The organism is Rhizobiaceae bacterium (genome assembly GCA_023953845.1).
GTDB lineage: Bacteria > Pseudomonadota > Alphaproteobacteria > Rhizobiales > Rhizobiaceae > Arvimicrobium.
The window spans coordinates 2,277,826-2,302,918 of record JAMLJC010000001.1 but is presented as its reverse complement, the minus strand read 5'-3'; the positions used below and the strand labels follow the sequence as shown (position 1 = coordinate 2,302,918).

At 65.1% G+C, this 25,093-nt stretch carries 30 protein-coding genes and 1 other RNA gene; 14 read left to right on the top strand and 17 right to left on the bottom strand.

The annotated features are described in order from the left end of the window. Positions 1 to 89: 89 nt before the first annotated feature. Genes hemW through rph form a run of 4 tightly spaced genes read right to left on the bottom strand, consistent with a single transcriptional unit; the run spans position 90 to position 3,044 of the window. Positions 90 to 1,259: a radical SAM family heme chaperone HemW gene (gene hemW / locus M9955_11265; GenBank protein ID MCO5082222.1), complete on the bottom strand. Its 1,170-nt coding sequence runs from the start codon at positions 1,257 to 1,259 to the stop codon at positions 90 to 92. Continuing rightward, complete coding sequence (rdgB, locus tag M9955_11260) at positions 1,256 to 1,903, bottom strand: RdgB/HAM1 family non-canonical purine NTP pyrophosphatase (GenBank protein ID MCO5082221.1); 648 nt, start codon at positions 1,901 to 1,903, stop codon at positions 1,256 to 1,258. Before rdgB ends, hemW begins: the two co-directional genes overlap by 4 nt. Continuing rightward, on the bottom strand, positions 1,904 to 2,314 hold the full coding sequence (locus M9955_11255) for a VOC family protein (GenBank protein MCO5082220.1): 411 nt from the start codon (positions 2,312 to 2,314) through the stop codon (positions 1,904 to 1,906). Between the two features lie 13 nt (positions 2,315 to 2,327). Then, the gene (gene rph / locus M9955_11250) at positions 2,328 to 3,044 is read right to left on the bottom strand and encodes a ribonuclease PH (protein MCO5082219.1); all 717 of its coding nucleotides are present in this window, start codon (positions 3,042 to 3,044) and stop codon (positions 2,328 to 2,330) included. Between the two features lie 137 nt (positions 3,045 to 3,181). On the opposite strand from rph, the gene hrcA reads away from it, so the two are divergent. The 4 genes from hrcA (at position 3,182) to M9955_11230 (ending at position 6,031) form a co-directional block, all read left to right on the top strand. Then, complete coding sequence (gene hrcA / locus M9955_11245; GenBank protein MCO5082218.1) at positions 3,182 to 4,252, top strand: heat-inducible transcriptional repressor HrcA; 1,071 nt, start codon at positions 3,182 to 3,184, stop codon at positions 4,250 to 4,252. A 4-nt stretch (positions 4,253 to 4,256) separates the two neighbouring features. Then, positions 4,257 to 4,595, top strand: a complete 339-nt coding sequence (locus M9955_11240; protein ID MCO5082217.1) for an MmcQ/YjbR family DNA-binding protein — start codon at positions 4,257 to 4,259, stop codon at positions 4,593 to 4,595. An 85-nt stretch (positions 4,596 to 4,680) separates the two neighbouring features. Next, entirely contained in the window at positions 4,681 to 5,322 is a 642-nt protein-coding gene (grpE, locus tag M9955_11235) for a nucleotide exchange factor GrpE (GenBank protein ID MCO5082216.1), read from the top strand. A gap of 76 nt (positions 5,323 to 5,398) precedes the next feature. Then, on the top strand, positions 5,399 to 6,031 hold the full coding sequence (locus M9955_11230; GenBank protein MCO5082215.1) for a trimeric intracellular cation channel family protein: 633 nt from the start codon (positions 5,399 to 5,401) through the stop codon (positions 6,029 to 6,031). Here the strand turns inward: M9955_11230 and M9955_11225 are convergent. Next, positions 6,028 to 6,786, bottom strand: coding sequence for a GGDEF domain-containing protein (locus M9955_11225; protein MCO5082214.1), 759 nt, complete (start codon positions 6,784 to 6,786; stop codon positions 6,028 to 6,030). The genes M9955_11230 and M9955_11225 overlap by 4 nt on opposite strands. A 133-nt stretch (positions 6,787 to 6,919) precedes the next feature. On the opposite strand from M9955_11225, the gene M9955_11220 reads away from it, so the two are divergent. Continuing rightward, positions 6,920 to 7,627 carry a pyrimidine 5'-nucleotidase gene (locus M9955_11220; protein MCO5082213.1) on the top strand — a complete coding sequence of 236 codons (708 nt, stop codon included), beginning with the start codon at positions 6,920 to 6,922 and terminating at the stop codon, positions 7,625 to 7,627. Between the two features lie 21 nt (positions 7,628 to 7,648). On the opposite strand, the gene M9955_11215 is transcribed toward M9955_11220, so the two are convergent. Then, positions 7,649 to 8,500 carry an LOG family protein gene (locus M9955_11215; protein ID MCO5082212.1) on the bottom strand — a complete coding sequence of 284 codons (852 nt, stop codon included), beginning with the start codon at positions 8,498 to 8,500 and terminating at the stop codon, positions 7,649 to 7,651. Between the two features lie 145 nt (positions 8,501 to 8,645). Between M9955_11215 and dapD the strand changes: the two genes are divergently transcribed. The 5 genes from dapD (at position 8,646) to M9955_11190 (ending at position 12,148) form a co-directional block, all read left to right on the top strand. Next, entirely contained in the window at positions 8,646 to 9,500 is an 855-nt protein-coding gene (gene dapD, locus M9955_11210; GenBank protein MCO5082211.1) for a 2,3,4,5-tetrahydropyridine-2,6-dicarboxylate N-succinyltransferase, read from the top strand. A 68-nt stretch (positions 9,501 to 9,568) separates the two neighbouring features. Continuing rightward, positions 9,569 to 9,925, top strand: coding sequence for a DUF805 domain-containing protein (locus M9955_11205; protein ID MCO5082210.1), 357 nt, complete (start codon positions 9,569 to 9,571; stop codon positions 9,923 to 9,925). Continuing rightward, positions 9,918 to 10,289: a DUF805 domain-containing protein gene (locus M9955_11200; protein ID MCO5082209.1), complete on the top strand. Its 372-nt coding sequence runs from the start codon at positions 9,918 to 9,920 to the stop codon at positions 10,287 to 10,289. Before M9955_11205 ends, M9955_11200 begins: the two co-directional genes overlap by 8 nt. 60 nt (positions 10,290 to 10,349) lie before the next feature. Beyond that, complete coding sequence (dapE, locus tag M9955_11195; GenBank protein ID MCO5082208.1) at positions 10,350 to 11,537, top strand: succinyl-diaminopimelate desuccinylase; 1,188 nt, start codon at positions 10,350 to 10,352, stop codon at positions 11,535 to 11,537. 5 nt (positions 11,538 to 11,542) lie between these two features. After that, positions 11,543 to 12,148, top strand: a complete 606-nt coding sequence (locus tag M9955_11190; protein MCO5082207.1) for a transporter — start codon at positions 11,543 to 11,545, stop codon at positions 12,146 to 12,148. On the opposite strand, the gene truA is transcribed toward M9955_11190, so the two are convergent. From truA to def, 4 genes are all read right to left on the bottom strand, one after another. Continuing rightward, positions 12,133 to 12,885 carry a tRNA pseudouridine(38-40) synthase TruA gene (gene truA / locus M9955_11185; GenBank protein MCO5082206.1) on the bottom strand — a complete coding sequence of 251 codons (753 nt, stop codon included), beginning with the start codon at positions 12,883 to 12,885 and terminating at the stop codon, positions 12,133 to 12,135. The genes M9955_11190 and truA overlap by 16 nt on opposite strands. 2 nt (positions 12,886 to 12,887) lie before the next feature. Continuing rightward, on the bottom strand, positions 12,888 to 13,388 hold the full coding sequence (locus tag M9955_11180; GenBank protein MCO5082205.1) for an N-acetyltransferase: 501 nt from the start codon (positions 13,386 to 13,388) through the stop codon (positions 12,888 to 12,890). Continuing rightward, complete coding sequence (gene fmt, locus M9955_11175; protein ID MCO5082204.1) at positions 13,385 to 14,320, bottom strand: methionyl-tRNA formyltransferase; 936 nt, start codon at positions 14,318 to 14,320, stop codon at positions 13,385 to 13,387. The genes M9955_11180 and fmt overlap by 4 nt, the downstream gene beginning before the upstream one ends. Positions 14,321 to 14,434: 114 nt before the next feature. Continuing rightward, positions 14,435 to 14,965, bottom strand: coding sequence for a peptide deformylase (gene def / locus M9955_11170; protein MCO5082203.1), 531 nt, complete (start codon positions 14,963 to 14,965; stop codon positions 14,435 to 14,437). Positions 14,966 to 15,069: 104 nt separating this feature from the next. Between def and M9955_11165 the strand changes: the two genes are divergently transcribed. Both M9955_11165 and sugE read left to right on the top strand, forming a co-directional pair. Beyond that, positions 15,070 to 16,314 carry a DNA recombination protein RmuC gene (locus M9955_11165; protein MCO5082202.1) on the top strand — a complete coding sequence of 415 codons (1,245 nt, stop codon included), beginning with the start codon at positions 15,070 to 15,072 and terminating at the stop codon, positions 16,312 to 16,314. 344 nt (positions 16,315 to 16,658) lie between these two features. Next, positions 16,659 to 16,973 carry a quaternary ammonium compound efflux SMR transporter SugE gene (sugE, locus tag M9955_11160; GenBank protein MCO5082201.1) on the top strand — a complete coding sequence of 105 codons (315 nt, stop codon included), beginning with the start codon at positions 16,659 to 16,661 and terminating at the stop codon, positions 16,971 to 16,973. A 154-nt stretch (positions 16,974 to 17,127) separates the two neighbouring features. Here the strand turns inward: sugE and M9955_11155 are convergent, their stop codons facing one another. Further along, positions 17,128 to 17,553: a DUF6481 family protein gene (locus tag M9955_11155; protein MCO5082200.1), complete on the bottom strand. Its 426-nt coding sequence runs from the start codon at positions 17,551 to 17,553 to the stop codon at positions 17,128 to 17,130. A 190-nt stretch (positions 17,554 to 17,743) separates the two neighbouring features. On the opposite strand from M9955_11155, the gene M9955_11150 reads away from it, so the two are divergent. Beyond that, a complete protein-coding gene (locus M9955_11150; GenBank protein ID MCO5082199.1) occupies positions 17,744 to 18,745 on the top strand; it encodes an LLM class flavin-dependent oxidoreductase in 1,002 nt (333 codons plus the stop codon). A gap of 4 nt (positions 18,746 to 18,749) precedes the next feature. Here the strand turns inward: M9955_11150 and M9955_11145 are convergent, their stop codons facing one another. From M9955_11145 to ffs, 6 genes are all read right to left on the bottom strand, one after another. Then, positions 18,750 to 19,955, bottom strand: coding sequence for a lytic murein transglycosylase (locus tag M9955_11145; protein MCO5082198.1), 1,206 nt, complete (start codon positions 19,953 to 19,955; stop codon positions 18,750 to 18,752). Between the two features lie 58 nt (positions 19,956 to 20,013). Further along, positions 20,014 to 20,619 (bottom strand): recombination mediator RecR, encoded by a 606-nt coding sequence (recR, locus tag M9955_11140; GenBank protein MCO5082197.1) that lies wholly within the window; start codon positions 20,617 to 20,619, stop codon positions 20,014 to 20,016. A 98-nt stretch (positions 20,620 to 20,717) separates the two neighbouring features. Next, positions 20,718 to 21,713, bottom strand: coding sequence for a cell wall hydrolase (locus tag M9955_11135; protein MCO5082196.1), 996 nt, complete (start codon positions 21,711 to 21,713; stop codon positions 20,718 to 20,720). Positions 21,714 to 22,056: 343 nt separating this feature from the next. Next, a complete protein-coding gene (locus M9955_11130) occupies positions 22,057 to 22,380 on the bottom strand; it encodes a YbaB/EbfC family nucleoid-associated protein (GenBank protein MCO5082195.1) in 324 nt (107 codons plus the stop codon). A gap of 9 nt (positions 22,381 to 22,389) precedes the next feature. After that, entirely contained in the window at positions 22,390 to 24,261 is a 1,872-nt protein-coding gene (locus M9955_11125) for a DNA polymerase III subunit gamma/tau (GenBank protein ID MCO5082194.1), read from the bottom strand. Between the two features lie 144 nt (positions 24,262 to 24,405). After that, positions 24,406 to 24,503: signal recognition particle sRNA small type (gene ffs, locus M9955_11120), an RNA gene on the bottom strand. 167 nt (positions 24,504 to 24,670) lie between these two features. Here ffs and M9955_11115 point away from each other — a divergent pair. Beyond that, positions 24,671 to 25,090 carry an HIT family protein gene (locus tag M9955_11115; protein ID MCO5082193.1) on the top strand — a complete coding sequence of 140 codons (420 nt, stop codon included), beginning with the start codon at positions 24,671 to 24,673 and terminating at the stop codon, positions 25,088 to 25,090. Positions 25,091 to 25,093: the final 3 nt, after the last annotated feature.

Sequence of the window (25,093 nt, the reverse complement as noted above, 5' to 3'; positions counted from 1 at the left end):
GCGAAAAAACAAGAACTTAAAGCGTGTCACCTGATTCCGGTTCAACGCGACACGCTTTGAGAAATCATCCTATCGTGGTGCAGGGCGAGTTACCGCGCAAGATCGGCGACCAGCGCGTCGAGCACCACCATGCCTGCCGGTGTCGCGCGCAGGCCGGAATTGCCGACCGGCGTAACAAGGCCTTCCTCTCGCAGGATCGACACGCGGCGCGACGGCAGAGTGTGGCCGGAAAGGGCTTCGTAGCGCGTCAGGTCGATACCCTCGACCAGGCGCAATCCCATCATCAGGAATTCGTCGGCTTCCTCGGAGCGGGTCAGAACCTCGCCGCCGGTAAGGCCGTGACCCTTCTCCTCCACCAGCTTCAACCACGCTTCCGGAAACTTTTCGGTGAAGGTGACGACCCGCCGGCCGTCCTCGACATAGCGTCCATGCGCTCCGGGGCCGACGCCGACATATTCGCCATAGCGCCAGTAGGTGAGGTTGTGGCGGCTCTCGCAGCCGGGCTTCGCATGGTTCGAAATCTCGTAGGCCGGCAGGCCATGCGCGGCCGTCACCTCCTGCGTGACCTGGTAGAGGTCAGCGGCCGCATCGGCGTCCGGGATAGCGAACTTGCCGGCGGCATGGAGATCGTGGAAGCGCGTGCCTTCCTCGATGGTCAACTGGTAGAGCGACAGGTGATCGACGGCATGGCCGATGGCCCTCTTCAATTCCTCGGCCCACGCTTCCGGCGTCTGGCCGGGGCGAGCGTAGATCAGGTCGAAGGACAGGCGTGGGAAAATCTCGCGCGCAAGCCCGATGGCCTTGAGCGCCTCCTCAACATTGTGCAGCCGGCTGAGAAAGCGCAAATCCTTGTCGTTCAGCGCCTGCACGCCGAGCGAGACGCGGTTGACGCCGGCTGCGCGGTAGCCACGGAAACGCTCCGTCTCGACCGATGACGGATTGGCTTCCAGCGTCACCTCGATGCCGGAGGGCACCGACCAGTTGGCGGCGATGCCCTCCAGAATAGCGCCCACCGTCTCCGGCTTCATCAGCGAGGGCGTGCCGCCGCCGATGAAGATCGAGGTGACGGTGCGCGGCCCTGTGCGGCGGCGGCGATCCGCCAGCTCGATCAGAAACGCCTTCGCATAGCGCTCCTGATCGACGCCCTGATGGCGGACATGACTGTTGAAGTCGCAATAGGGGCACTTGGCCGCGCAGAACGGCCAGTGGACATAAATCCCGAAACCCGGATCGCGGTCGATGGGCAGGAGCCGGTTCAAGCGGAGCCCAGACGTGCGCGGGCGAATTTCTGGAAGGCACGGGCACGATGCGACAGGGCGTCCGGCTGGCCCGGTTTCCAGCCGTGCTTCTCCTCGGCGGCCATCTCTCCGAAGGTGCGGGTGTGGCCGACCGGGAGAAAGACCGGATCGTAGCCGAAGCCGCTCGTGCCGCGCGGCGGCCAGACCAGATGGCCCTCCGACTCGCCACGGAAATATTCGGCCTCGCCGTCCGGCCATGCGAGGCAGATGACGGCGACGAAGCGACCCGTCCGCGCAGCAGGATCGGTGGCGCCGCGCTCCTGCAGGAGCTTTTCCGTCTTTTCCATCGCCATCATGAAGTCGCGCGCGCCATCCGCCTTTTCCGCCCAGTTGGCGGTGTAGACGCCCGGTTGGCCATCGAGCGCGTCGACCACGAGCCCGGAATCGTCCGACATGGCTGGCAGGCCGGTCGCGCTGGCCGCCGCGAAGGCCTTGATATAGGCGTTCTCCTCGAATGTCGTTCCGGTTTCATCGGGCTCCGGCAGGCCGAACTCCTTCGCCGACTTCGCGTCGATGCCGAACGGTCCAAGCAGGTCCGCGAATTCGCGCAGCTTGCCGGCATTGTGGCTGGCGACGACAAGCATCCGGCCCTTCAGGTCTCGCATTCAGATGCCCCAGATACGCGGTTCGGCGAACTCGATCGAATTGCCGGACGGATCGCGGAAGTAGATCGACCGGCCGCCCTTCGGCCATTCGAAATCCGCCTCGATGGCAATCTTGTGCGATTCCAGATGCGACTTCCAGCGTCCGATCTCCTCGGCGGTCGCGGAAAAGCACAGATGCCCCTCTCCCACCGTGCCGTGCGGCGGAACCGGCAGCTTCGCATCGGGCGCCGGCGGAATCTTCGTGGCTTCGGCGTTGAAAAGCAGCAGCACGCTGTCGCCGCAGCGGAAGAAGACATGCCGGCCGGGCACCTTGACGATGACGGAAAGGCCAAGGATTTCGGCGTAGAACGCCTCGGCCGCATCGAGATCGGTGACGTAGAGCGCGGATTCGAGGATGGCAGAGGGGGTCATGGGAATGCCGGGACTATCCCACCGCCATCTGCTGAAGGCTGACGAGGCGCTTGATGCCGTTTCTGGCGAGCCCCAGAAGCTGGCCGAACTGCTCCTCGGAAAACGGCTCGCCCTCGGCCGTTCCCTGGATTTCGACGATGCCGCCCTTGCCGGTCATGACGAAATTGGCGTCGGTGCCGGCGGAGGAATCCTCCAGATAGTCGAGATCGATCACCGGCTGGCCGTTGTGGATGCCGCAGGAAATGGCGGCGACGTGATCCTTGAGCACCTTCGAGACGCTCGTCATCTGCCGCGCCTCCATCCAGCGCAGGCAGTCGTAGAGCGCGACCCAGCCGCCGGTTATGGAGGCGGTGCGCGTGCCGCCATCGGCCTGGATGACGTCGCAGTCCACCGTGATCTGCTGCTCTCCGAGCGCCTGGAGGTCGACCACGGCGCGCAGCGATCGGCCGATCAGGCGCTGGATCTCCAGCGTGCGGCCGCCCTGCTTGCCGGCGGAGGCCTCGCGGCGCATACGCTCGCCGGTGGCGCGCGGCAGCATGCCGTATTCGGCCGTGACCCAGCCCCGGCCGGTGTTGCGCATCCAGCCCGGCACCTTCTCCTCAAGGCTCGCCGTGCACAGCACATGCGTGTCGCCGAACTTGACGAGGCAGGAGCCCTCGGCATGCTTCGACACGTTGCGTTCGAAGGAAATGGCTCGCATCTCGTCGGGTTGACGTTTGGAAGGACGCATCAAGGCCTCTGTCTGGCGCGGGATTCTTGGCCGGCTTGTAACCGTACGCGGCGGGCGGCGCAAAGGAAAAGCCCGCGCATCGCCATGTTGTGTTCCGGCCTGCGGCCTCTATATTCCCGGTCGAGGTTTTTGACGCGATGACGAAGCCCATCACCGATCCGACATTGCAGACACTTGACCTGAGGTCGCGCGACATCTTCCGGCGCATCGTCGAATCCTACCTGAGGGACGGCGAGCCGGTCGGCTCGCGCAATCTGTCGCGGCTCCTGCCGTCCTCATTGTCGCCGGCCACCGTGCGCAACGTGATGAGTGACCTTGAGCATCTGGGGCTCATCTATTCGCCGCACATCTCGGCCGGACGGCTGCCCACACAGCGCGGGCTACGCTTCTTCGTCGACGCGTTCATGGAGTTCGGCGACCTCACCGAAGAGGAAAGACGCAATATCGACGCGCAGGTGAGAGCATCGGGCTCGGGCGCATCGGTGGAGCATATGCTGACCGAGGCAAGCCAGATGCTCTCCGGCCTGTCGCGCGGCGCGGGGCTGGTCCTGACCGCCAAGAACGAACTGCCGCTGAAGCACATCGAGTTCATCCAGCTCGACCCGATGCGCGCGCTCGTCGTGCTGGTGTCGCAGAACGGCGACGTCGAGAACCGGGTGGTGGAGCTGCCCGCCGGCGTGACGACGTCGCAACTGCATGAGGCCTCCAATTTCCTCAACGCGCATATTCGCGGACGCACGCTCGCCGAGGCTCGCGGCGAGATCGAGCGGCTCAAGGACGAGACGAGGCAGGCCCTCGACACGCTCTCGCAGGAACTGGTGAGCAAGGGGCTTGCGGTCTGGGCCGGGTCCGAAAGCGGATTGCCGGCGCGGCTGATCGTGCGGGGACGCGCCAACCTGCTCGAAAACGTCACGGAACAGGCCGACCTCGAACTGCTGCGGCACCTGTTCGACGATCTGGAGACGAAGGACGGCCTGATCCAGCTCCTCGATCTGGCCGAGGGCGGATCGGGCGTGCGCATCTTCATCGGCTCGGAAAACAAGCTGTTTTCGCTGTCGGGATCGTCGCTGGTTGTCGCGCCCTACCGCGACAAGGACGCGCGGGTGGTCGGCGCGCTGGGCGTGATCGGGCCGACGCGCCTCAACTACGCCCGCATCGTGCCGATGGTCGACTACACGGCCCAGCTCATCAGCCGCATGCTGCGCTGACGCCATGGCGACGGCCGACGATTTCCGCCGCGCGGCGCTAGCTCTTGAGGGGACGGTGGAAGCCCCGCATATGGACCGCAGGGCGTTCAAGGTGGCCCGCACCTATGCGACTCTGGCCGCCGACGGGCTTTCGGCCAATTTCAAGTTCAGCCTCGACGAGCAGGAACTCAAATGCCTCGTCAATCCGGGAGCGTTCGCACCCGTGCCGAAGGGCTGGGGCCGAATGGGCTGGACGACCGGCATCCTTTCCGAATTGACGTCAGAGGAACTTCAGGCCGCACTCCAGATAGCCTGGCGGCATGCGCTGCCCGAGAAAAGGGCGCCGGCTCGCCGGCGCTCCTGATTGAAGCATCGTCATGCCTTGATTTTTGCCCTCCGAACCTCGATATCGGGCGCAAATTCGTGGCTCCCGGACCAACGGACAGATGATGAACGACATGCCAAAAGAAGAACGCCCCGTCGAAGACCTGCTCGATACGTCGGAGACGGTGAACGTCGAAACATCGAAGGCGGCAGAAGGCGACTTCGAAGTGCTGACGCGCCTGATGAAGGAAAACGAGGAACTCAAGGACCGCGCCCTGCGCGCCGCCGCCGAGATGGAGAACCTGCGCCGCCGCACCGCGCGCGATGTGCAGGATGCGCGCGCTTATGCGGTATCGAATTTCGCCCGCGACATGCTTTCCGTCTCCGACAATCTGCGCCGCGCGCTGGAGGCGATCCCGGCGGAGGCGAAGGCGGCTGCCGACGCCGGGCTGAAGGCGCTGGCCGAAGGCGTCGAGATGACCGAGCGCGCCATGCTGGCGGCGCTGGAACGCCACGGAGTCAAGAAGCTGGCGCCGGAAGGCGAGAAATTCGATCCCAACTTCCATCAGGCGATGTTCGAGATCCCCAATCCGGGCGTCCCGGCGAACACCGTCCTTCAGGTGGTGCAGCCCGGCTATTCGATCGGCGACCGCGTGCTCAGGCCGGCTATGGTCGGCGTCTCCACCGGAGGTCCGAAGCACGCGCCGGCCAACGATTCCAAGCCGGAGCCGGGGCCTGTCAGCGACGAGGCCGCGAAGGATGCCTGAGTGGTGAGCGGTTCTCGCCAAAGCTGAGAAACTGCGTCAATACTGATCAGCGTTCACGGATCACTGTTCACGTCCCATGCCGCTGATCCAGCTCCTCGACTATGCCGGTGTCGCCGTGTTCGCGGCGACCGGCGCATTGGCGGCCTCCCGGAAGCGGCTCGACATCATCGGCTTTCTCTTTCTCGCCAGCGCGACGGCCATAGGCGGCGGCACGTTCCGCGACGTGATCCTGAACATCCCGGTCTTCTGGATCGGCAACACCGACTATATCTTCATCTGCGTCATCATGTCGGTGCTGGTGTTCTTCACGGCGCACCGTATCGAGTCGCGCTACAAGCTGCTGCTCTGGCTCGATGCCGTCGGTATGGCGGCCTTCGCCGTCATGGGCGCGGCGAAGGGGCTGACCGTCACCGGCTCGGCTCCCGTCGCCATCGTCATGGGCATGCTGACCGCGACCTTCGGCGGCGTGCTGCGCGACCTGCTGGCCAGCGAGCGTTCGGTATTGTTGACGCGCGAAATCTATGTGACGGCCGCACTTGCCGGCGCGGCTGTCTACACGGTGCTGGAGATAGCCGGCCTGCCGATGTACGCCTCCGCGACGCTGGCTTTCCTCGTGGCGTTCGGCATACGCGGCGGCGCGCTGCGCTACGGCTGGAGCCTGCCGGACTACAAGGGGCGCCCCGGCCGACGTCCCGAAGACATACCCTAAGCAGCCACCTTCGCATCGAGATCGAAGACGCTGCAATTGCGGCCCCCCTTCTTGGCCGCATAGAGCCGGGCATCCGCCGCGCGCATGTGATCGCTGACGCTCGCGCCCCTGCGCAGTTCGGCGCCGCCGATGCTGATGGTCAACGGCAGCATGACGCCCTGCTGCGGGAAGAACTTCAACTGCTCGACTTCCCGCCTGACGCGTTCCGCGATCGCGATCGCCTCGTCGCGGCCGGCGCCGATCAGGATTCCCCCGAACTCCTCGCCGCCGATGCGGCCCACGATGTCGCCGGCGCGCACGGCCCGCCCGATCGCCGCCGCTATTTCGCGCAACGCCTCATCGCCAACCAGATGGCCGTAGCGATCGTTGATCCGCTTGAAGTGATCGGCATCGATGATCAGCAGCGAGCCGCCGCCGATCTCCCCCTGTCCGGCGAGTTCGTCAAGGAAGCTCTCCCGGTTGAGGAAACCGGTCTGGAAATCGTGCCGCGACTTCTCCAGCAGCTCGGCATGCGTTCTCGCCAGCTGTCGATGCGCCTCCTCCAGCGCATCGTGTGCGATCTTCAACCGGTCGCGCTGCCAGAACGTGTAGGCGCTCGCAGGTCCGGCGACGACGATCGGGCAGAGAATGCACATGAGCAGGCCGTTGCCATCGAGCGAACCGCCGAACGCCGGCACGACAGAGGCGGCCGCGAGGACCGAGCCGATCACGGAAAGCAATGTGGTCAGCAGCGACTGAAGAACGATTTTCTGCATGATGTCGGGCGACACTGCATCCGGACAGGAAACATATCGTTACGGTGCCGCGAAAGATTCTAACAAATCTGATATTTGCGCCGCCGCCGCTTCGCCATGTGGTATACGTGGCGTTTCATGGCATAAGAGCCGGATGACGAACCATCCAGAGCCTCACCAATTCAGCCATGTCACCGACTGGGTCTTCGACCTCGATAACACGCTCTATCCGCATCACACGAATTTGTTCTCGCAGATCGACGTGCGCATGACCGCGTATGTGTCGGACCTGCTCAAGCTGCCGCGCGAGGATGCGCGCAAGCTCCAGAAGGAGCTTTATCTTGAATACGGCACGACGCTCGCCGGCCTGATGGCGCGGCACGGCATCAATTCCGACGACTTCCTGCAAAAGGTGCACGACATCGACTACACCTGGCTGAAGCCCGACGAAGCGCTGGGCGACGCCATCAAGGCCCTGCCCGGGCGAAAATTCATCCTGACGAACGGCAGCAGGAGCCACGCGGAACGGACCGCGCGCCAGCTCGGCATCCTCGACCATTTCGACGATATCTTCGACATCGTCGCCGCCGGGCTGACGCCGAAGCCGGCCCGCGAAACCTACGACAAGTTCCTGACGCTGCACGAGGTGGCGGGTCCGAACGCCGTCATGTTCGAGGATCTGGCGCGCAACCTGATCGCCCCGAAGGCGCTCGGCATGAAGACCGTGCTGGTCGTGCCGCGCAATTTCGAGCCGACATTCGCGGAGATATGGGAGCGCGACGCCGCGCAGGACGACGATGTCGACTATGTCACGGACGACCTGACCGCGTTTCTGCGGACGATCGCGCCGGCGGCGGGCTGACGCACCGGGTGATATGCGATCTCAGGCGGCTTCCGAGAGCTTGTAGAACTTCGCGATGATGGCCCACGCTTCGTCCGCGGTCTCGGCGTAGTCGATGACGTCCTGATCGCCCGGCGAGATCGTGCCCTGTTCCGCCAGATAGTCGAGATTGAGGGCGCCGTGCCAGAATTCCTTGCCGAAGAGGATGACCGGCACGCGCTCCATGCGCCCGGTCTGGATGAGCGTCAGTGTCTCGAAGAACTCGTCAAGCGTGCCGAAGCCGCCGGGAAAAACCACGACCGCCTTGGCGCGCATGACGAAATGCATCTTGCGGACGGCGAAGTAGTGGAAGTTGAAGCAGAGGTCCGGCGTGACGTATTCGTTCGGCGCCTGCTCGTGCGGCAGCACGATGTTCAAGCCGATCGACGGCGCTCCGACATCGTCGGCTCCGCGGTTTCCCGCCTCCATGACGCCCGGCCCGCCGCCGGTGACCACGACGTATTCGCGGTAGTAGGACGCCGCGGACTGCTGCGAGCAGAGCCGCGCGAACTTGCGCGCCTCGTCGTAGTACTTGCTGTTTTTCAGGAGGTTGCGCTTCTGCGTCTCGTTCTTTGCGGCCCAGGCGGCGCCGCCTGGTTCCGGCAGGCGGGCGCCGCCGAACATCACGACCGTCGAGCGGATGCCACGTTCGGCCAGGATCATCTCCGGCTTCAGAAGCTCGAGTTGCAGCCGGATCGACCGCGTCTCCCGGCGCGTCATGAAGTCCGCATCGTTCCAGGCAAGCCGATAGGTCGGCGCGCGCGTCTGCGGCGTATCCGGCACGCTTTGCGCGCGCTCCAGATCCTCGTCCGAATGCGGCAGCGGCGTCCAGCCGGCATTCTCCATTGGTTTCATACTCTTACCCCGTCCGTTCAGCTTACGCCGCCCCGTGTCGCCGGCGCGATTGACCCTTTCCGATCCTTGACATACTAGGGTCCGCGCGGTTCCAGAACACCTTACCCGTCCGCGTCTTAACGCCACCTTTAACGGAGTATTTGCCATGGCGAAGCCCGATCTTGCCAGCCTCGAAGAGGCCATCGAAAAGGCATTCGACGCGCGCGACGGGATTTCCGCTTCCACGGGTGGCGAGGTACGCGACGCTGTGGAGACCGCGCTCAACCTGCTCGACAGGGGCGAGGCGCGCGTCGCGGAGCGGCAGGCGGACGGCCAGTGGAAGGTCAACCAGTGGCTGAAGAAAGCCGTGCTGCTCTCCTTCCGCCTCAACGCCATGGAGATCATCGAAGGCGGCCCGGGCGGCGCGTCCTGGTGGGACAAGGTGCCCTCGAAGTTCAGCGGCTGGGGCGCCGTGGATTTCGAGCGGGCCGGCTTCCGCGCCGTGCCGAGCGCGGTGGTGCGCCGCTCCGCCTATATCGCGCCGGGCGTGGTGTTGATGCCGTCCTTCGTCAATCTCGGCGCCCATGTCGACAGCGGCACCATGGTCGACACATGGGCGACGGTGGGCTCTTGCGCCCAGATCGGCAAGAACGTGCACCTGTCGGGCGGCGTCGGCATCGGCGGTGTGCTGGAGCCGCTGCAGGCCGGACCGACCATCATCGAGGACAATTGCTTCATCGGCGCGCGTTCGGAGGTGGTGGAAGGCTGCATCGTGCGCGAAGGCGCGGTGCTCGGCATGGGCGTCTTCATCGGCCAGTCGACCAAGATCGTCGACCGCGCCACGGGCGAGGTGTTCTATGGCGAGGTGCCGGCAGGTTCCGTCGTCGTCGCCGGTACAATGCCCGGCAAGCCGCTGCCCAACGGCGAACCGGGACCGAGCCTCTACTGCGCCGTCATCGTCAAGCGTGTCGATGAAAAAACCCGGTCGAAGACCTCCATCAACGAACTGCTCAGAGATTGATCTTTTCGCCGCGCGGACGCACCTTCCGCACGGGCGCAGACTGACGCGCCTTTCTGGAGGGGTGAAAGATGGACTGGAAATGGCTTTTCACCAGCTTTGACGGACGCATCAACCGCGCCAAGTTCTGGGCGGGCATCGGCGTCATGTTCGTGGTCATGATCGTCGCAATGATCCTCGACAACCTGCTCGGGTTGAACTTCAGCCCGGAAATCCCTTATGGATGGCTCTATGCGCTTGCCACGCTTGTCATGCTCTACCCGGCCTTCGCGCTCTATGCGAAGCGCTGGCACGACCGCGACAAGTCGGGGTGGTGGACACTGATCATTCTGGTGCCCTTCATCGGCGGCATATGGTTCCTGGTCGAATGCGGCATCCTGGAAGGCACACGCGGCGCAAACAGATTCGGACCGGACCCGCTTGGCTGATTCCAAAACGTTTTTCTGGTTTTTCTTCAAGCTCAGGGGCCGCGTCGGACGCGCGGCCTACTTTCTCGGCTTCCTGTTCATGATGATAGCGGTGTCGTTTCCGCTCTATCAGTTCATGCGTTTTCCCGAGGAGGCGCCGGCTGCACAGGCATGGTCGCTGGTCTTCGGCATCGCCTTCTTCGCCGCGCTCTGGTCGCACGTCGCCATGACGGTGAAGCGGTTTCACGATCTCGGCAGGACCGGCTTCATGAGCCTGAGCCTGTTCATTCCGGTGATCTCGATCATCGCGTTCATCTATCTCTGCGTGACGCCCGGAACGGCCGGTCCGAACATGTATGGCAGGCTCGCCGATTCGCCTGACTGAGCGCCGCGAAGCGTCACGCCGGTCGTGACAGGCCGCGCGGATTCCACTATCGCTTGCGCCATGACGCAGACCATCGATCCGGCCGCCAATCTCGCCGCCCTCATCCGCTGCCCCTCCGTGACGCCCGCCGAAGGCGGCGCGCTCTCCACGCTCGAAGCCATGCTGAAGCCGCTCGGCTTCTCGGTGGAGAGGCCGGTTTTCCGCGAAGACGGCACGGCCGACGTGGAAAACCTCTATGCCCGCATCTCCGGGAACGGGCCGCATCTGATGTTTGCCGGACATACCGACGTCGTGCCGCCCGGGGACGAATCGTCCTGGACGCATCCGCCTTTTTCCGCCGAGGTCGCCAACGGCATGATGTATGGGCGCGGCGCCGTGGACATGAAGGGCGGCATCGCCTGTTTCGTCGCGGCGGTCGCCCGGCATGTCCAGAACAAGGGCCAGCCAAAAGGATCGATTTCGCTGCTGATCACGGGCGACGAGGAAGGTCCGTCGATCAACGGCACGGGCAAGCTGCTCGAATGGGCGGCGGCGCGGGGCGAAACGTGGGACGCCTCCATCGTCGGCGAACCGACCAATCCCGAAACGCTCGGCGACATGATCAAGATCGGCCGGCGCGGCTCCATCACCGGCGCCGTCACGGTACAGGGCAGGCAGGGCCACGTCGCCTATCCGCATCTGGCGGACAATCCCGTGCGCGGGCTGATGGCGCTCGCCGACGCGCTGATCGCCACGCCGCTCGACGACGGAACGACGGATTTCCAGCCCTCGAATCTGGAAATCACAACCATCGATGTCGGCAATCCGGCATCGAACGTGATCCCCGCGCGCGCCACGGGGACCTTCAACGTGCGTTTCAACGACACCTGGACGGCCGAGACCCTGCAGGCCGAGATCCACAATCGGCTGGACCGCGCCGCCGCGCGCAACCGATACCGCAAGGATCGCGACGAGCCCGTCAGCTTCGATCTTGTCTGGAAGGACCGGCCGAGCCCCGTCTTCCTGACGCGCGACGAGAAGCTGATCGCCGGCCTTTCCGCCTCCGTCGAGGCCGTCACCGGGCGGCAGCCGAAGCTCTCGACATCCGGCGGCACGTCGGACGCGCGCTTCATCAAGGATTATTGCCCAGTGGTCGAGTTCGGACTTGTCGGCCAGACCATGCACATGATCGACGAGCGCGTGGCGCTCGACGATCTCGAGACGCTGACGCGGATCTACCAGCGTTTCCTCGAAGACTGGTTCGGCTGACAGCCATGCTCGACGCCGCCGAAATCCAGCGCAACATGACCGGCGCGTGGCGCGTCATGACCGGCCGCGCCGATGGCATGCGCCTTCTGGACACCACGGCGGAGGGTTTCTGGGACTCCTTCTTCGCCATCGCAGTCGCCGCGCCGGCCCTCGCCATCGGCTGGATCTCCAGCGCCAATGACTTCGTGGCCTATGAAACGACCGCCTCTCGCTTCGGCGTCATGCTGCGGCTCGCCGTGATCGACATGTCGGTATGGATATTGCCGCTTGTCGGGCTGGCGCTCGTCGCCGGCCGCGCGGGCATCGCCGATCGCTACGTGCACTATGTCGTTTCGGGGAACTGGGCCTCGGCGCTGCTCGTCTGGATGATGCTGCCGCCAACCATCCTCAGATTGGTGCTTCCGCAGACGGCCGACGTCGCCACGCTGCTGTCGCTGCTGCTGTTCCTTGCATCGCTCGTGCTCACCTGGCGGCAGACGAACGTCGCGCTGAACAAGGGGCCGGCCGTCGCAACGGCGCTGTTCGTGGCCATGTTCGTCGCCGCGCTCGCGGTGCTGATCGTTTTGCAGAGCCTGCTGGGGCTCACGCCCTCCGGTCAGATGCCAGCGTAGTCGACGCGGATCAGATAGAGCCCGTCCGGCGGCGCGACCTGCCCGCAGGCGGCACGGTCGCGGGCGTCGAGCGCGGCCCTCAGATCGGCCGGCGACCATTTGCCTTCGCCCACCTGCTTCAGGCTGCCCACCATGGAGCGCACCTGATTGTGCAGGAACGACCGCGCGGACGTCCGGATCTCGATGAGGTCGCCGATCCGCGTCACGTCGAGGCGGGCAAGCGTCCGGACCGGACTGCTGGCCTGACAATGCGCGGAACGAAACGTCGAGAAATCATGCCGGCCGAGCAGAAGCTGCGCGGCCTCGTGCATGATCGCCGCATCCAGCGGCCGGACCACGCGCCAGGCCCGGTTGAAATCGAGCGCGAGCGGCGCGCGGCGATTGACGATGCGGTAGAGATAATGCCGGGCAGTCGCAGAGAAACGCGCATCGAAATTCTCGTCCACCACCGCTACGGCAATGATGCCCACCCTTTCGCCGACCTGCGCGAGGTGAGCGTTCAGCGCGTTGGCGACCGTGTTCGCCGGCCAAGCCTTCTCCAGATCGCAATGGGCCACCTGTCCGGTCGCATGCACGCCCGCATCGGTCCGTCCCGCGCCGCGGATCGTGACGGTTTCCCCGGAAAAGGCGAGAATCGCCTGCTCGATCGCCGCCTGCACGGAATGCTGATCCGCCTGCCGCTGCCAGCCGGCATAGGCGGTCCCGTCATATTCGATGTCGAGGCGGTAGCGCGGCACGGTCACAACCCCGCAAACGCCGCGGCATAGACAAGCCGCCCGGCAAAAGGCGCTTCCTCGCTCCATGACAGCGCCTGCAAGGCCTCGCACTGGTAAGCGCTGCTGAAGCCCGCCGCGCGGGCGTGCTCGTAGCCGAAGCGGCCATAATATCCGGGCTCGCCGAGGACCACCGACAGGTTTTCGCGCGGTTTCAGCAACCGGTGCGCTTCGCCGACCAGCGCCGTGCCGACGCCCTTTCTCTGCATCGCGCCGGCAACTGCGAGAGGCGCAAGCGCGACCGCCAGAAAGGGCGCGCCCCGATTTTCGACCAGAAGGCGGGAGAAGAGGACATGGCCGACGGCGCGACCGCCAGCGACCGCCACGAGTTCGAGCACGACGCTGCCCGATGCACGCAGCGCCTCGACCAGATCGGCCTCGCCCGTTCCGGCGAAGGCATCCGTCTCGATCTGCCTGATCGCCGCGTGATCGGCCAGCGTTGCGAGCCTGACGACAATATCGATCATCCCAGCATCGTTCCCGGTTCCATCTTCGCCCCACGCAGAAACTCTGCGGCCGGGACAGGCCTGCCGCCAGCCCGCTGCACTTCGGTGAGGCGCACGGCGCCGTCACCGCACGCCACCGTCAGCCGGTCATCAAGCACCGTGCCGGGCGCGCCCGTGCCCGCAACCAGCACCGAACGAAGGATTTTCAACCGCTCCACCCTGCCGCCGACAGCTGCCTCGCACCAGGCGCCCGGAAACGGCGACAGACCACGTATATGATTGTGGATCTCGACTGCCGGCCGCGTCCAGTCGATGCGCGTCTCGGCCTTGTCGATCTTGGCGGCGTAGAGAATCCCCTCCTCCGGCTGGGGCGTCAGCGTGAGTCCACCGCGCTCCAGCCTGTCCAGCGCCTCGACCATCAGATCCGCACCGACGCCCATGAGTTCGTCGTGGAGTTCACCGGCGGTCATGTCGGGTTCGATCGGAACACGCGCGGTCAGCGCGACGGGTCCGGTATCCAGCCCCATATCCATCTTCATCACCATCATGCCCGTTTCGGCATCGCCGGCCATGATCGCCCGCTGGATCGGCGCGGCCCCGCGCCAGCGCGGCAGCAATGAGGCATGGCCATTGTAGCAGCCGAGGCGTGTTCCTTCGAGGATCGGTCGCGGCAGCAGCAGCCCGTAGGCGACGACCACCGCCACATCCGCCCCAAGATCACGAAACGCCTGCTGCTCCGCCTCCGGCTTCAGCGAAACCGGCGTCCTGACCTCGACGCCCAGCCGTTCGGCCTCACGCTGCACCGGCGACGGCGTGAGTTCCAGCCCGCGCCGGCCGGCCGGCCGGGGCGGCTGCGTGTAGACCGCGACGATCTCGTGGCCTGCCTCAGCAAGCGCGCGCAGGGTAGGCACGGAAAAATCCGGCGTTCCCATGAAGATGACACGAAACGGCATGCGGTCTCCGCCAAAGGCAGCATTCGGGGGTCTGGTCAGGACAACGCGAGTCCACGTCTCAAAACGGGTTCAGCGGCTTCAGGTCAAGTGCGCCAACGAGAACAGCCGCGCGGATCACACCGCCAGACGGCTTGGGGCCTTTTCCTTCGCCAGCTTCCTGAACTTGCGCACCACCATGTCGCGCTTCAGCTTCGAGATATGGTCGATGAACAGCACGCCGTTCAGATGATCCATCTCGTGCTGGAGGCAGATCGCGAGCAGTCCTTCGGCAAGCACTTCATGCTGCTTTCCGAACTGGTCGAGATAACGCACCCGCACGCTCGCGGGGCGCTCGACCTCGGCATAATAGTCGGGAATGGAGAGGCAGCCCTCCTCATAGACGGAGCGCTCATCGCCGCTTTCGACAAGTTCGGGATTGATGAAGACCTGCGGCGCAGGCGTCTCGCCTTCCTTGGCGAGATCCATGACAAGCATGCGCAGCGGTTCGCCGACCTGAATGGCGGCAAGGCCGATGCCAAGCGCGTCATACATGGTCTCGAACATGTCGTCGGCGAACTTGCGAAGCGAATCGTCGATCCTTTCCACCGGCTTCGAAACCTGGCGAAGGATCGGATCGGGAAGGATGACGAGCGGCTTGATCGACATAGCGCTTCACCTATGCGCTCGCCCCCCAAGCGTCAACAGGAAGGCTGCGCCGACGTTCACGTTTTGATCTTCCATCACGACGAGAATCGCGTATGGTCGCCGCCATGGATGCCTCAACACTTCTCGCGCAGCCCGTCGCGCAGTTCGGCGCGACGACGGTCACGCTCGGGCAGGCGGTGGTCGCCGCCGGTCTGGCGGTTGCCTTTATCGTCGGCCTCCTCTGCATCGGCTTGCTGCGAGCCGCACGGGCAAGGCGGGCGCTGGCAGCCGAAGCTGCGGAGCGAGCGCGGCAGGCCGACGAGCGGTTGATGGGCATCCTCAGCGCCCAGTCGGAAATGCAGGGCAGGCTCGGCACCATCGCCGAGGTGTTCGGCGCGCGGCAGGCGGAACTCAACCAGTCCATCGGCCAGCGTCTCGACGCCATGACCGGCCGCATCGGCCAGACCATGACGGAGCAGACCCGCTCCACCCATGAGAGCCTGACGAAGCTGCAGGAGCGCCTTGCGGTCATCGACAAGGCGCAAGGCAACATCCAGTCGCTTGCCGGGCAGGTGGTGGAACTCCAGGCGATCCTTTCCAACAAGCAGACGCGGGGCGCCTTCGGCCAGTCGCGGATGGAAGCGATCGTCGCGGACGGGCTGCCGCCCGGCGCGTTCGAATTCCAGGCGACGCTGTCGAACGGCTACCGACCCGACTGCGTGATCCGCATGCCGAACGGCGCGCCGGGCCTCGTCGTCGACGCGAAGTTTCCGCTGGAGGCGTGGAACGCCATTCGCGCGGCGGAAGGCGCGGACGCCCAGAAATACGCCGCGCAGGCGTTCCGGCGGGATATCGAGCTGCATATCCGCGACATCTCGGAAAAATACCTGATCACCGGCGAGACGCAGGACACGGCGTTCATGTTCGTGCCGTCCGAATCGGTCTTCGCTGAGATCCACGAGAATTTCGAAGCCGTGGTGCAGAAGGCGCACCGCGCCCGCATCGTGATCGTCTCTCCGTCTCTGCTGATGCTGTCGATCCAGGTGGTGCAGGCAATCCTCAAGGACGCCCGCATGCGGGAGCAGGCGCATGTCATCCAGGGCGAGGTGATCAGGCTGCTCGACGACGTCAACCGTCTCGACGACCGCGTGCGCAAGCTGCAGGGGCACTTCTCGCTGACGCAGAAGGACATAGAGCAGATCCTGACCTCCACCGACAAGGTGACGAAACGCAGCCGCAAGATCGAATCGCTGGAGTTCGGCGACGACGAGGCTCCGGAGGCGGAAGAAGCGCCGGCTCGCGACACGATGCGGGTGGTGGATTCCAAGACGGGACATCTGCGCCTGCGGGTTGTCGATGAAGGCGACTGAAGGTCGCGACAGGCCTTGCGCTCGCCCGAATCTGTTGTTTGATAAGACTCTGCTTCTGGAGGAACAGACGATGGCAAAAGGCGCGATGAGACCGGGCAAGGAGGCCCGCAAGCCGAAGAAGGACGCCAAGAAGCCGGCCGCCGCGCCGACGATCAAGGCGACCCCGGTTCAGGCGATCCGCATCAAGGAAAAATAGGAGCGCCGTGGCGTCGTTCCGGTCGGGCGGCTCGGCCGAACGGGCTTGCCTGCCGGATGATGCGCGCCTATTTGAGGGCGGCAAGGACGACCTTGCCTTCAGCTGAAAATCTTGCGGCCGGGACGACCCGCCTTGGACGGAGCGTTCGATGTCGTGGATTTTTCTCTTCTTCGCAGGCCTTTTCGAGATCGGTTGGGCAATCGGCCTGAAATATACGGACGGCTTTTCGCGGCCGGTTCCGACCATCCTCACCCTTGCCTCGATGATCGTCAGCCTAGGCCTGCTGGGGCTGGCCCTGAAGACGCTGCCGGTCGGAACCGCCTATGCGGTATGGACCGGAATAGGCACCGTCGGCACTGCGCTGCTCGGCATCCTGCTGCTCGGCGAACCGGCGACCGCGCTCAGACTCGCCTGCATCGCGCTGATCGTCTGCGGCATCGTCGGGCTCAAGGTGCTGGCGTAGGCGGTCCAGACAACCTTGCGCCGCATGAGAAAGAAGACAGACGCCGTATAGGTTGCCGCCTTGGCGCGCGCCGGAATCTGGACGCGCAGAAACGACCGTGCGGAGCCTCGCTTGCGAGACCCTGCCGGTCGTCAATCCTTGAAGCGAATGCCGCTCAGGCCTTAAAGCCGGGCGGCAGCCGGCCGCCGCGCGCCTTGCGCGCCGCATAGCGCGCGTCGCGCTTCGCCTTCTGGGCGGCTTCGAGCGCCATCTTCGCCGACAGCATCTCTTCCTCTTCGGCCGCCTTGATGCGCGCCAATTCAGCCGCTTCGGCCTCGGCCTTCAGCCGTGCCTCTTCCTCGGCCTTGCGCCGGGTCTCTGCCTCGGCGGCCTCGCGGGCGAGCCGCTCCTGCTTGAGACGGGCTTTCTCGGCCTCGCGAATCGCGCGGGCTTCCAGAATTGCCTTGCGTTCTGCCTGCCGCGCCAACACCGACGGATCGTCGGCGTTCGGTCTTGACTTGAACTTCGCCAGTAGTGCCTGTTTCGCGTCGCTGGCGGCGTTGCGACGCTCCGCGAAGTCCTTTTCCCTGTATATTGCCAAAGTTGCGTCCTTGCTGTGATTCCGCGTCGCTTAGATACTCATCGAGAGACAGAGTTCAAGTCGTCGCGCGGCAGGAAACGCCAATTTTCGACAGCGTTGCGCGATACGCGTCCATTCCCGGGCCGGCGATTGCGGCCGCGGCGCGCCGTTCCTATATCCGGTGCCCTGCCGTTTCCTCCAAGGTGTCTTCATGGCCGTGCTTTCCGTCCTCGATCTCGCGCCGGTGCCGCAGGGAGCCACGGCCGGCCAGGCCCTGCGCAACACGATCGATCTGGCGCAGCATGCCGAGGCTCTCGGCTATCACCGCTACTGGCTGGCGGAGCATCACAACATGCCGGGCATCGCCAGCGCCGCGACCGCGGTGGTGATCGCGCATGTCGCGACGGCGACGTCCCGCATGCGGATCGGCGCCGGCGGCATCATGCTGCCCAATCACGCGCCGCTGGTCATTGCCGAGCAATTCGGCACGCTGGCCGCGCTGCATCCGGGGCGCATCGATCTCGGCCTCGGCCGCGCGCCGGGCACCGACATGCTGACGGCGCGGGCGCTGCGCCGCAATCTCGACGCGGGCGTCGACACTTTCCCGCAGGACGTCATCGAGCTCATCAATTACTTCGCGCCCGCCGAACCCGGCCAGCGCATCCGCGCGGTGCCGGGCGAAGGCGAACAGGTCGAGGTCTGGGTGCTCGGATCGAGCACCTACGGCGCGCAACTGGCCGCCATGCTCGGCCTGCCCTACGCCTTCGCGTCGCATTTCGCGCCGGCGGAAATGGAGCACGCCATCGACATCTATCGCTCCCGGTTCCAGCCGACCGAAGCCATGCCGAAGCCGCATCTGATGCTCGGGCTGAACGTCGTGGCGGCGGAAACCGACGAGGAAGCGCGCTTCCTGTTCTCCTCGCTGCAGCAGGCCTTCGTGAACCTGCGCACCGGCCGTCCGGGCCGCCTGCCGGCGCCGGTCGAGAATTTCGAGGCCACGCTCGATCCACAGGCGAGGGCAATGCTCGACCACGCGCTGTCCTGCGCCATCGTCGGCTCACCGCAACGCGTGGAGCGCGAGCTTGATGCCTTCGTGCGCCGCACCGGCGCGGACGAGCTGATGGTCACGGCTCAGGTGTTCGATCACGGCAAGCGCAAGCGCTCCTTCGAGATCCTGATGGCCGCGCAGCAGGCTTTGAGCAAGGCGGCCTGACACCTCAGCCGAGCGCGTCGACGATGGCGCGGCTCGGATAGCAGGTCGGCGTCGCGCCGTTCTTCGCCTGCCATTCGCCGATCGAGCGCCGCGTCTTGAAGCCCGGCAGCCCGTCCGCGCCGCCGACGTCGTAGCCGAGCTTTTCCAGTCCGCGCTGCATCGCGGCGACATCGGAGCGGTAGAGCCCGCCGACCTTGCCCCACTGGCCGGCAAAGGCCATTTCGCTACCGGCGATGCGGTCCGCGCCGTGGCCGATGAAGAGAGCATAGAGGTCGCTCTCATTATACTCCTTGAGCACGTAGAAATTCGGCGTGACGATGAAGGCCGGGCCGCTGCGACCGGCAGGCATGAGCAGAAAGCCCTCGGCCTTCGCCTCCTTCGCCGGAAACGCCTTGCCGGTCACGCGCTCTATGCCGAGCTTGGCCCAGTCGGAAATCTTCTTGCCGCGATCCGGTCCTTCCAGCGCGCAGGACACGCTTTCCGGCACGGCCACCTCAAAGCCCCAGTCGCGGCCCTTCTGCCAGCCATAATGGTCGAGATAGTTGGCGATGGAGCCCAGCACATCCGGCATCGAGTTCCAGATGTCCACGCGGCCGTCGCCGTCGAAATCGACCGCATGCTTGAGGAAGGACGACGGCAGGAACTGCGGCTGGCCGAGCGCGCCGGCCCAGGAGGATTTCATCTGGTCCGGCGTGGCGAGCCCGCGTTCCGCCATTTCGAGCGCGGCCAAAACCTCGTTGCGGAACATCTCCTTGCGGGTGGCGAGAAACGCCTTGGTGCCGAGCACCTCGAAAGCGTCATAGGGGATTTTCGCAGCGCCATAGCCCGACTCGCGACCCCATATTGCAAGCACGATCTCCCCCGGCACGCCGAAGCGCTTTTCGACCGCGGCGAGCGTCTTTGCGTATTTCGCCGCGCGGCTGCGACCGCCCGCGATCACCGGATTGAGCGTCTTGTCGGCGAAATAGCCTGATGGCGAATTGAACTCCGCCTGATGCTGCTTCTTCGGCGTCTTCGGTCTCTCGCCCGGCATGACGAGGTCGGGCAGCTTGAGATTCGGCTTCACGCCGTCAAAAGCCGCATCGAAGGTTTTTCGCGAAATGCCGTTCGACTTCGCTTCCGGCCAGAGCGAGGTTTCAAGCCAGTCGCGAAACTGTTTATCGATGGAAGCGGCGGAAACAGGAGATGCCTGCAGCACGAGCAGCAGCATGAGAAACAAAAGGCAACTCCGAGCATCGATCATCTTCGCTGCTTGCCCTCCAATCTCGTCAAAACTCCGTCCGCGATTTCAGCGCGGCCGACAGCGTTCCCTCGTCCAGATAGTCGAGTTCGCCGCCGACCGGCACGCCATGCGCAAGCCGCGTCACCTTCACCTCAAAATCGGCGAGCTGGTCGGTGATGTAGTGCGCCGTCGTCTGGCCTTCGACCGTCGCATTGACGGCCAGAATCACCTCGCGAATGCCGCCTTCCGCCACACGTTCGACCAGCCGGCGGATGTTGAGCTGGTCCGGCCCGATGCCGTCCAGCGGCGACAGCGTGCCGCCCAGCACATGGAAGCGCGCATTCATGGCGCCGGCCCGCTCCAGCGCCCAGAGGTCGCCGACATCCTCCACCACGATCAGCGTGGCATCGTCGCGGCGCGGATCGGTGCAGATGGTGCAGGGATCGACGGTGTCGATATTGCCGCAGGTGGAGCAGACCGTCACATGCTCCACCGCATCCGCCATCGCCGTCGACAGGGGCTGGAGCAGCGCTTCCTTCTTCTTGATGAGGTGCAGCGCCGCACGGCGCGCCGAACGGGGCCCGAGGCCCGGCACCTTGGCCAGAAGCTGGATCAGGCGTTCGATCTCCGGACCGGCGATTCGCTTGGACATGGGAGTCCTATAAAGCGAATGGGGAATGGCGAGTAGAGTGATCCGCCGCAGGCATGCCACCCGGCGGAAGGCAGAGTTGCTGATCCAGCAGGCAGTCGCTAGTCGTTCTGGATCAGCAACTGGCCGAGCACGCCGGTGCCTATGTCGTCGCCGGCGGAAAGGCCGGTGTCGCTGCCGCCGGCATAGGCCGGCATGGCGCCGCCGAAGCGCTCCTCGGAAGGCGCCTCATATGACGCTTCCTGAACGATTTCAGCCTGAGGACGCTTCACCTTGAGTTTTCTGGTCTGACGCGCCGGAACCGATTCATCCGGTTCTGGCACGGCGGCGAACGCCACCTGTTCCGAGGGTGCGGCCATGGGGATCGGCGCCTCGTCGGCCAGTGCGACCTGCACATTGTCGTCTTGCTGGAGCGCTTCCTCGGCGGCGAGCGAGCGGATCGCCGGTTGTTCGACGGGTTGCGCCTTGCGCTTGCCGAACAGGCTGGTGCGCTGCGGCTTGGCCGGCGTGTCGCCGGCATACGCCACCTGCACGGGCTCGAACGGCTGCGCGGTTTCGGCAGCGACGCCCGGCAGTTCCTTCGCTTGCGCTCTTGGCTGTTCGACCTGCGCCACCATCACCGGCTGCATGCCGGGCAGCGCGTCATCCTGCTTCACCGGCAGGCGATCCTGCTTGCGCCCGGCCTTGTAGTAGAAGGCATTGCCGCCGGCCACGGTCGTGTAACGCATGTTCTTGTAGGGAAACTTCAGGCCCGCCGTGTGGAAGAACATCACATCCTTCGACACCTTCGGATGCCGCTCGCCCTTCAGCACCGCGTCGGCGGCGTCCATCACGTCGGGCAAGGCCTTGGAATTCATCGGGCGGCTGAGCACGCCGGGTGCGAACTGGCGCTTCGCGCCGACCACGTCGCAGATGTCGTCGCCCCACTTGCCGCTGTCGCGGCGGTTCATCACCACCGAACCGACGGCGACAAGGCCGTCGCGGCTGGAACGGTTGGATTCGAAGAACATGGCGCGGGCGAGACATTCCCGCTCGCGCTCGCTGGCGCGATAGCCGTGGGCATGACCAGCCCGGGTCGGCATGACCATGGACTTCATGCTGCTGAAGCTGCTGCTCACGCTGGAGGTGCTCTGGCTGCAACCCGCCGCCGCAGCAAGCGCGACGAACATGGCGGCAATCGGCACAGGGCCGCGCGTCAAGATCCGCATCCGAAACTTCCGATTTCCCCTGGCGGCAGGATTGTGCCGCTTTCGGGCGAAATCATGGCCTGATCGTGGTTAACGCTTTTCACGACCGGCGGACGCAAGCCGGCCGAACATCGTTCAAATCAACTTAAATATTTGTTTTCAAAATGCTATTTTCGATTAACCATCTTCGTTCTATGGTTAACGGATGGTTGCCAAATCAGGCGCCGATCTGCAGGATTTCAGCACGCCTGCGTCAAAATGGCAGTTTCAGACCGGGCGGCAGCGAAAGACCCGCAGTCAGCGCTTTCGTCTTTTCCTGCATCGTCTCCTCGACCTTGGCCTTGGCGTCGTTGTGGGCGGCAAGGATGAGGTCTTCCAGAATCTCGACGTCGTCCTCCTTGAAAAGCGAGGGATCGATGTCAAGCTTCTTCATGTCGAATTTGCCGTTCAGCGTCACCTTCACGAGGCCGCCGCCGGACTGGCCCATGGCCTCGATTCCGGCCATTTCTTCTTTCATGGCCTCGAACTTGGCCTGCATCTCCTTCGCCTTGCCCATCAGGCCGAGAAGATCCTTCATCGAACTCTCCTATTCGTCATCGTCATCTGCCACCGGGTCCGGCGGCGTCTCAGTCTCTGCCTCGTCGACATCGGGCGCGCCGGGGAGACGCACGTCGATGATCTTCGCACCGGGGAAACGCGACAGGATGGCGGCGACCGCCGGATCGTTGCGCGCATCCATGAAAGCCGTCTCGCGACGGCTGGCTTCCTCTTCCGCCAGCGTCCTGCCGCCTTCCTCGCGGGACAGCGACACCACCCATCGCATGCCGGTCCAGGTCTGAAGCCGGGTGGCAAGATCGTTGAGCAGCGTGCGCGGCGCATCGTCGGTAAGGCTGACGTCGAGGCGTCCCGACTCGATCCGCACCGGCCGGACGGAACGCCTGATCTGCGCCTTCATCAGGCCGTCGCGATGCCTGTCGGCGAGAGCGACGATATCCTCCAGCGAACGGATCGCCGGCTTCTGGACGTCCGGCGCGGGTTTGACCGGAGCCGGCTGCGTCTCGGCGCGGGCTTCCTCATCGGCAACCGGGGCCGGCGCGGAAACAGCGTCAGGCAGCGCGGCTGCCTCAGCCTGCACCAGCCGCATTGTCGCCGCACCCTGACCGCCCGGCGCCATACGCGTCTGCGAGATGGCCGAAACGCCCGACGCAGAAACGGGAGGCGCGCCGTTTGCAGACGAAGCAGCCGGACGACCGCCGCCGCTGGAGGCGGAGGACGGCGCGTCGGCCAGCGCCTTCAGCGCCTCGTCGAGCGTCGGCAGCTCGGCCGCATGGGCGATGCGGATCAGCACCATCTCGCCGGCGCTGACCGGGCGGTTCGAGGTCTGCACCTCGGGAATGCCCTTGAGCAGCATCTGCCAGGTCCGCGAAAGAACGCGGACGGAAAGCTTCTGCGCCAGTTCCGCGCCCCGTCGGCGCTCCTCCTCCGATATGGAGGCATCCTCCACCGCCGCAGGCACGAATTTCAGCCGCGTGACCAGATGGTTGAACTCGGCGAGGTCCGTGAGCACGGCGGCCGGATCGGCGCCGACATCGTATTGCGCGCGATACTCGCCGAGCGCGGCCGCTATGTCGCCGGCCATGAGCTTCTCGAAAAGGTCGACGATGCGCGCGCGGTCGGCCAGTCCGAGCATTGCGCGAACCGCCTCGGCGGCAACGGCGCCGCCGCCATGGGCTATCGCCTGATCGAAGATGGAAAGCGAATCGCGCGCCGAGCCCTCGCCCGCCCGCGCGATCATGGCCAGCGCCTCGTCCTCCACGTCGATCGCCTCGAGATCGGCGATGCGGCGCAGATGCCCGACCAGCGCGTCCGCCGAAATGCGGCGCAGGTCGAAGCGCTGGCAGCGCGACAGGATGGTGATCGGAACCTTGCGGATCTCGGTGGTGGCGAAGATGAATTTGACGTGCGGCGGCGGTTCTTCCAGCGTCTTCAGCAGGCCGTTGAAGGCCTGCGTCGACAGCATGTGGACCTCGTCGATGATATAGACCTTGTAGCGCGCGGCGACCGGTGCATAGCGCACCTGCTCGATGATCTCGCGGATGTCGTCGATGCCGGTGTGGGAGGCCGCGTCCATCTCGATGACGTCGACGTGGCGGCCTTCCATGATGGCCTGGCAATGCTCCCCCGGGACGGTCAGGTCCACCGAGGGCTGGTTGACGCTCTCGGTCCTGTAGTTGAGCGCCCGCGCGAGGATGCGCGCGGTCGTCGTCTTGCCGACGCCGCGCACGCCGGTCAGCATCCATGCCTGAGCGATGCGCCCGGTGGAGAAGGCGTTGGTGAGGGTGCGGACCATCGGCTCCTGGCCGATCAGTTCCGAGAAATTCGACGGACGGTATTTTCGCGCCAGAACCCGGTAGGCGCCGGCCGCCTTGCCCTTGTCGATGCTGCCGGCGTCGTTCATTCGCCCGATCTGTTCCCTACGGCACGACCCATCCGAGGTCCCGTCCTTGCGTTCGGGACCGAGTGTCGCCCATGACCCGACAGGCCGTCAACGCGGCAGCATGCCTTCCGACGGAGGCGACGAAGCCGCATGAAGGACGATGAGGCGGGAGGCTGGAACAATGACCCGTTCCGTGGCTCGTTAGGGCTGCTTCCTTCCGGACCTGACCCGGTTGGCGAGTGGATCGTCCACCACCAACCTCCCGCGATCCATATCGGCAATCCGGGAGGGAAATGCAAGGGCTTCGCCGCGCCGGCGCGGGCGACGGCCCGATGCGAACAATCGCAACGAATCGCTTGCAGGCTGCGAAACCGCCCTTTAGCTTCAGCAGAAAGTGCATCCGCACCAAAATTTTCGGACTGGAAACGCCATGCTGCCGGGCACGAAGGCCGGGTTCGAACTCGATGTGCGGCTCGAAACCGACAGCGAGCACGTCATGTGGCTCGGCCTGTGCGAATTGCGCCTCATGAACGACAGCCGCTGGACATGGCTCATCCTCGTGCCGCAGCGGCCGGGAATCGAGGAAATGCACGACCTGACGCCGCTCGACCAGGCGATGCTGACCTTCGAGACCAACCTCGTCGCGCAGGGCCTCAAGAAATCCACCGGCTGCACCAAGATCAACACCGGCGCGCTGGGCAACATCGTCCGGCAGCTTCATGTCCATGTGGTGGCGCGCAACGAGGGCGATTCCGCATGGCCGGGACCGGTATGGGGCCACGGTCCGCGCGTGCCCTATCGACCCTCGGAACTCAATCGCGTCGCGGACACCATCCGCGCCGCACTGTAGTAT

Coding starts and splice junctions, on each gene's coding strand:
- rdgB (MCO5082221.1), bottom strand. CDS start 1,903: ATGCGAGACCTGAAGGGCCGGATGCTTGTCGTCGCCAGCCACAATGCC.
- M9955_11255 (MCO5082220.1), bottom strand. CDS start 2,314: ATGACCCCCTCTGCCATCCTCGAATCCGCGCTCTACGTCACCGATCTC.
- rph (MCO5082219.1), bottom strand. CDS start 3,044: ATGCGTCCTTCCAAACGTCAACCCGACGAGATGCGAGCCATTTCCTTC.
- hrcA (MCO5082218.1), top strand. CDS start 3,182: ATGACGAAGCCCATCACCGATCCGACATTGCAGACACTTGACCTGAGG.
- M9955_11240 (MCO5082217.1), top strand. CDS start 4,257: ATGGCGACGGCCGACGATTTCCGCCGCGCGGCGCTAGCTCTTGAGGGG.
- grpE (MCO5082216.1), top strand. CDS start 4,681: ATGAACGACATGCCAAAAGAAGAACGCCCCGTCGAAGACCTGCTCGAT.
- M9955_11230 (MCO5082215.1), top strand. CDS start 5,399: ATGCCGCTGATCCAGCTCCTCGACTATGCCGGTGTCGCCGTGTTCGCG.
- M9955_11225 (MCO5082214.1), bottom strand. CDS start 6,786: ATGCAGAAAATCGTTCTTCAGTCGCTGCTGACCACATTGCTTTCCGTG.
- M9955_11220 (MCO5082213.1), top strand. CDS start 6,920: ATGACGAACCATCCAGAGCCTCACCAATTCAGCCATGTCACCGACTGG.
- M9955_11215 (MCO5082212.1), bottom strand. CDS start 8,500: ATGAAACCAATGGAGAATGCCGGCTGGACGCCGCTGCCGCATTCGGAC.
- dapD (MCO5082211.1), top strand. CDS start 8,646: ATGGCGAAGCCCGATCTTGCCAGCCTCGAAGAGGCCATCGAAAAGGCA.
- M9955_11205 (MCO5082210.1), top strand. CDS start 9,569: ATGGACTGGAAATGGCTTTTCACCAGCTTTGACGGACGCATCAACCGC.
- dapE (MCO5082208.1), top strand. CDS start 10,350: ATGACGCAGACCATCGATCCGGCCGCCAATCTCGCCGCCCTCATCCGC.
- M9955_11190 (MCO5082207.1), top strand. CDS start 11,543: ATGCTCGACGCCGCCGAAATCCAGCGCAACATGACCGGCGCGTGGCGC.
- M9955_11180 (MCO5082205.1), bottom strand. CDS start 13,388: ATGATCGATATTGTCGTCAGGCTCGCAACGCTGGCCGATCACGCGGCG.
- fmt (MCO5082204.1), bottom strand. CDS start 14,320: ATGCCGTTTCGTGTCATCTTCATGGGAACGCCGGATTTTTCCGTGCCT.
- def (MCO5082203.1), bottom strand. CDS start 14,965: ATGTCGATCAAGCCGCTCGTCATCCTTCCCGATCCGATCCTTCGCCAG.
- M9955_11165 (MCO5082202.1), top strand. CDS start 15,070: ATGGATGCCTCAACACTTCTCGCGCAGCCCGTCGCGCAGTTCGGCGCG.
- sugE (MCO5082201.1), top strand. CDS start 16,659: ATGTCGTGGATTTTTCTCTTCTTCGCAGGCCTTTTCGAGATCGGTTGG.
- M9955_11150 (MCO5082199.1), top strand. CDS start 17,744: ATGGCCGTGCTTTCCGTCCTCGATCTCGCGCCGGTGCCGCAGGGAGCC.
- M9955_11145 (MCO5082198.1), bottom strand. CDS start 19,955: ATGCTGCTGCTCGTGCTGCAGGCATCTCCTGTTTCCGCCGCTTCCATC.
- recR (MCO5082197.1), bottom strand. CDS start 20,619: ATGTCCAAGCGAATCGCCGGTCCGGAGATCGAACGCCTGATCCAGCTT.
- M9955_11135 (MCO5082196.1), bottom strand. CDS start 21,713: ATGAAGTCCATGGTCATGCCGACCCGGGCTGGTCATGCCCACGGCTAT.
- M9955_11130 (MCO5082195.1), bottom strand. CDS start 22,380: ATGAAGGATCTTCTCGGCCTGATGGGCAAGGCGAAGGAGATGCAGGCC.
- M9955_11125 (MCO5082194.1), bottom strand. CDS start 24,261: ATGAACGACGCCGGCAGCATCGACAAGGGCAAGGCGGCCGGCGCCTAC.
- M9955_11115 (MCO5082193.1), top strand. CDS start 24,671: ATGCTGCCGGGCACGAAGGCCGGGTTCGAACTCGATGTGCGGCTCGAA.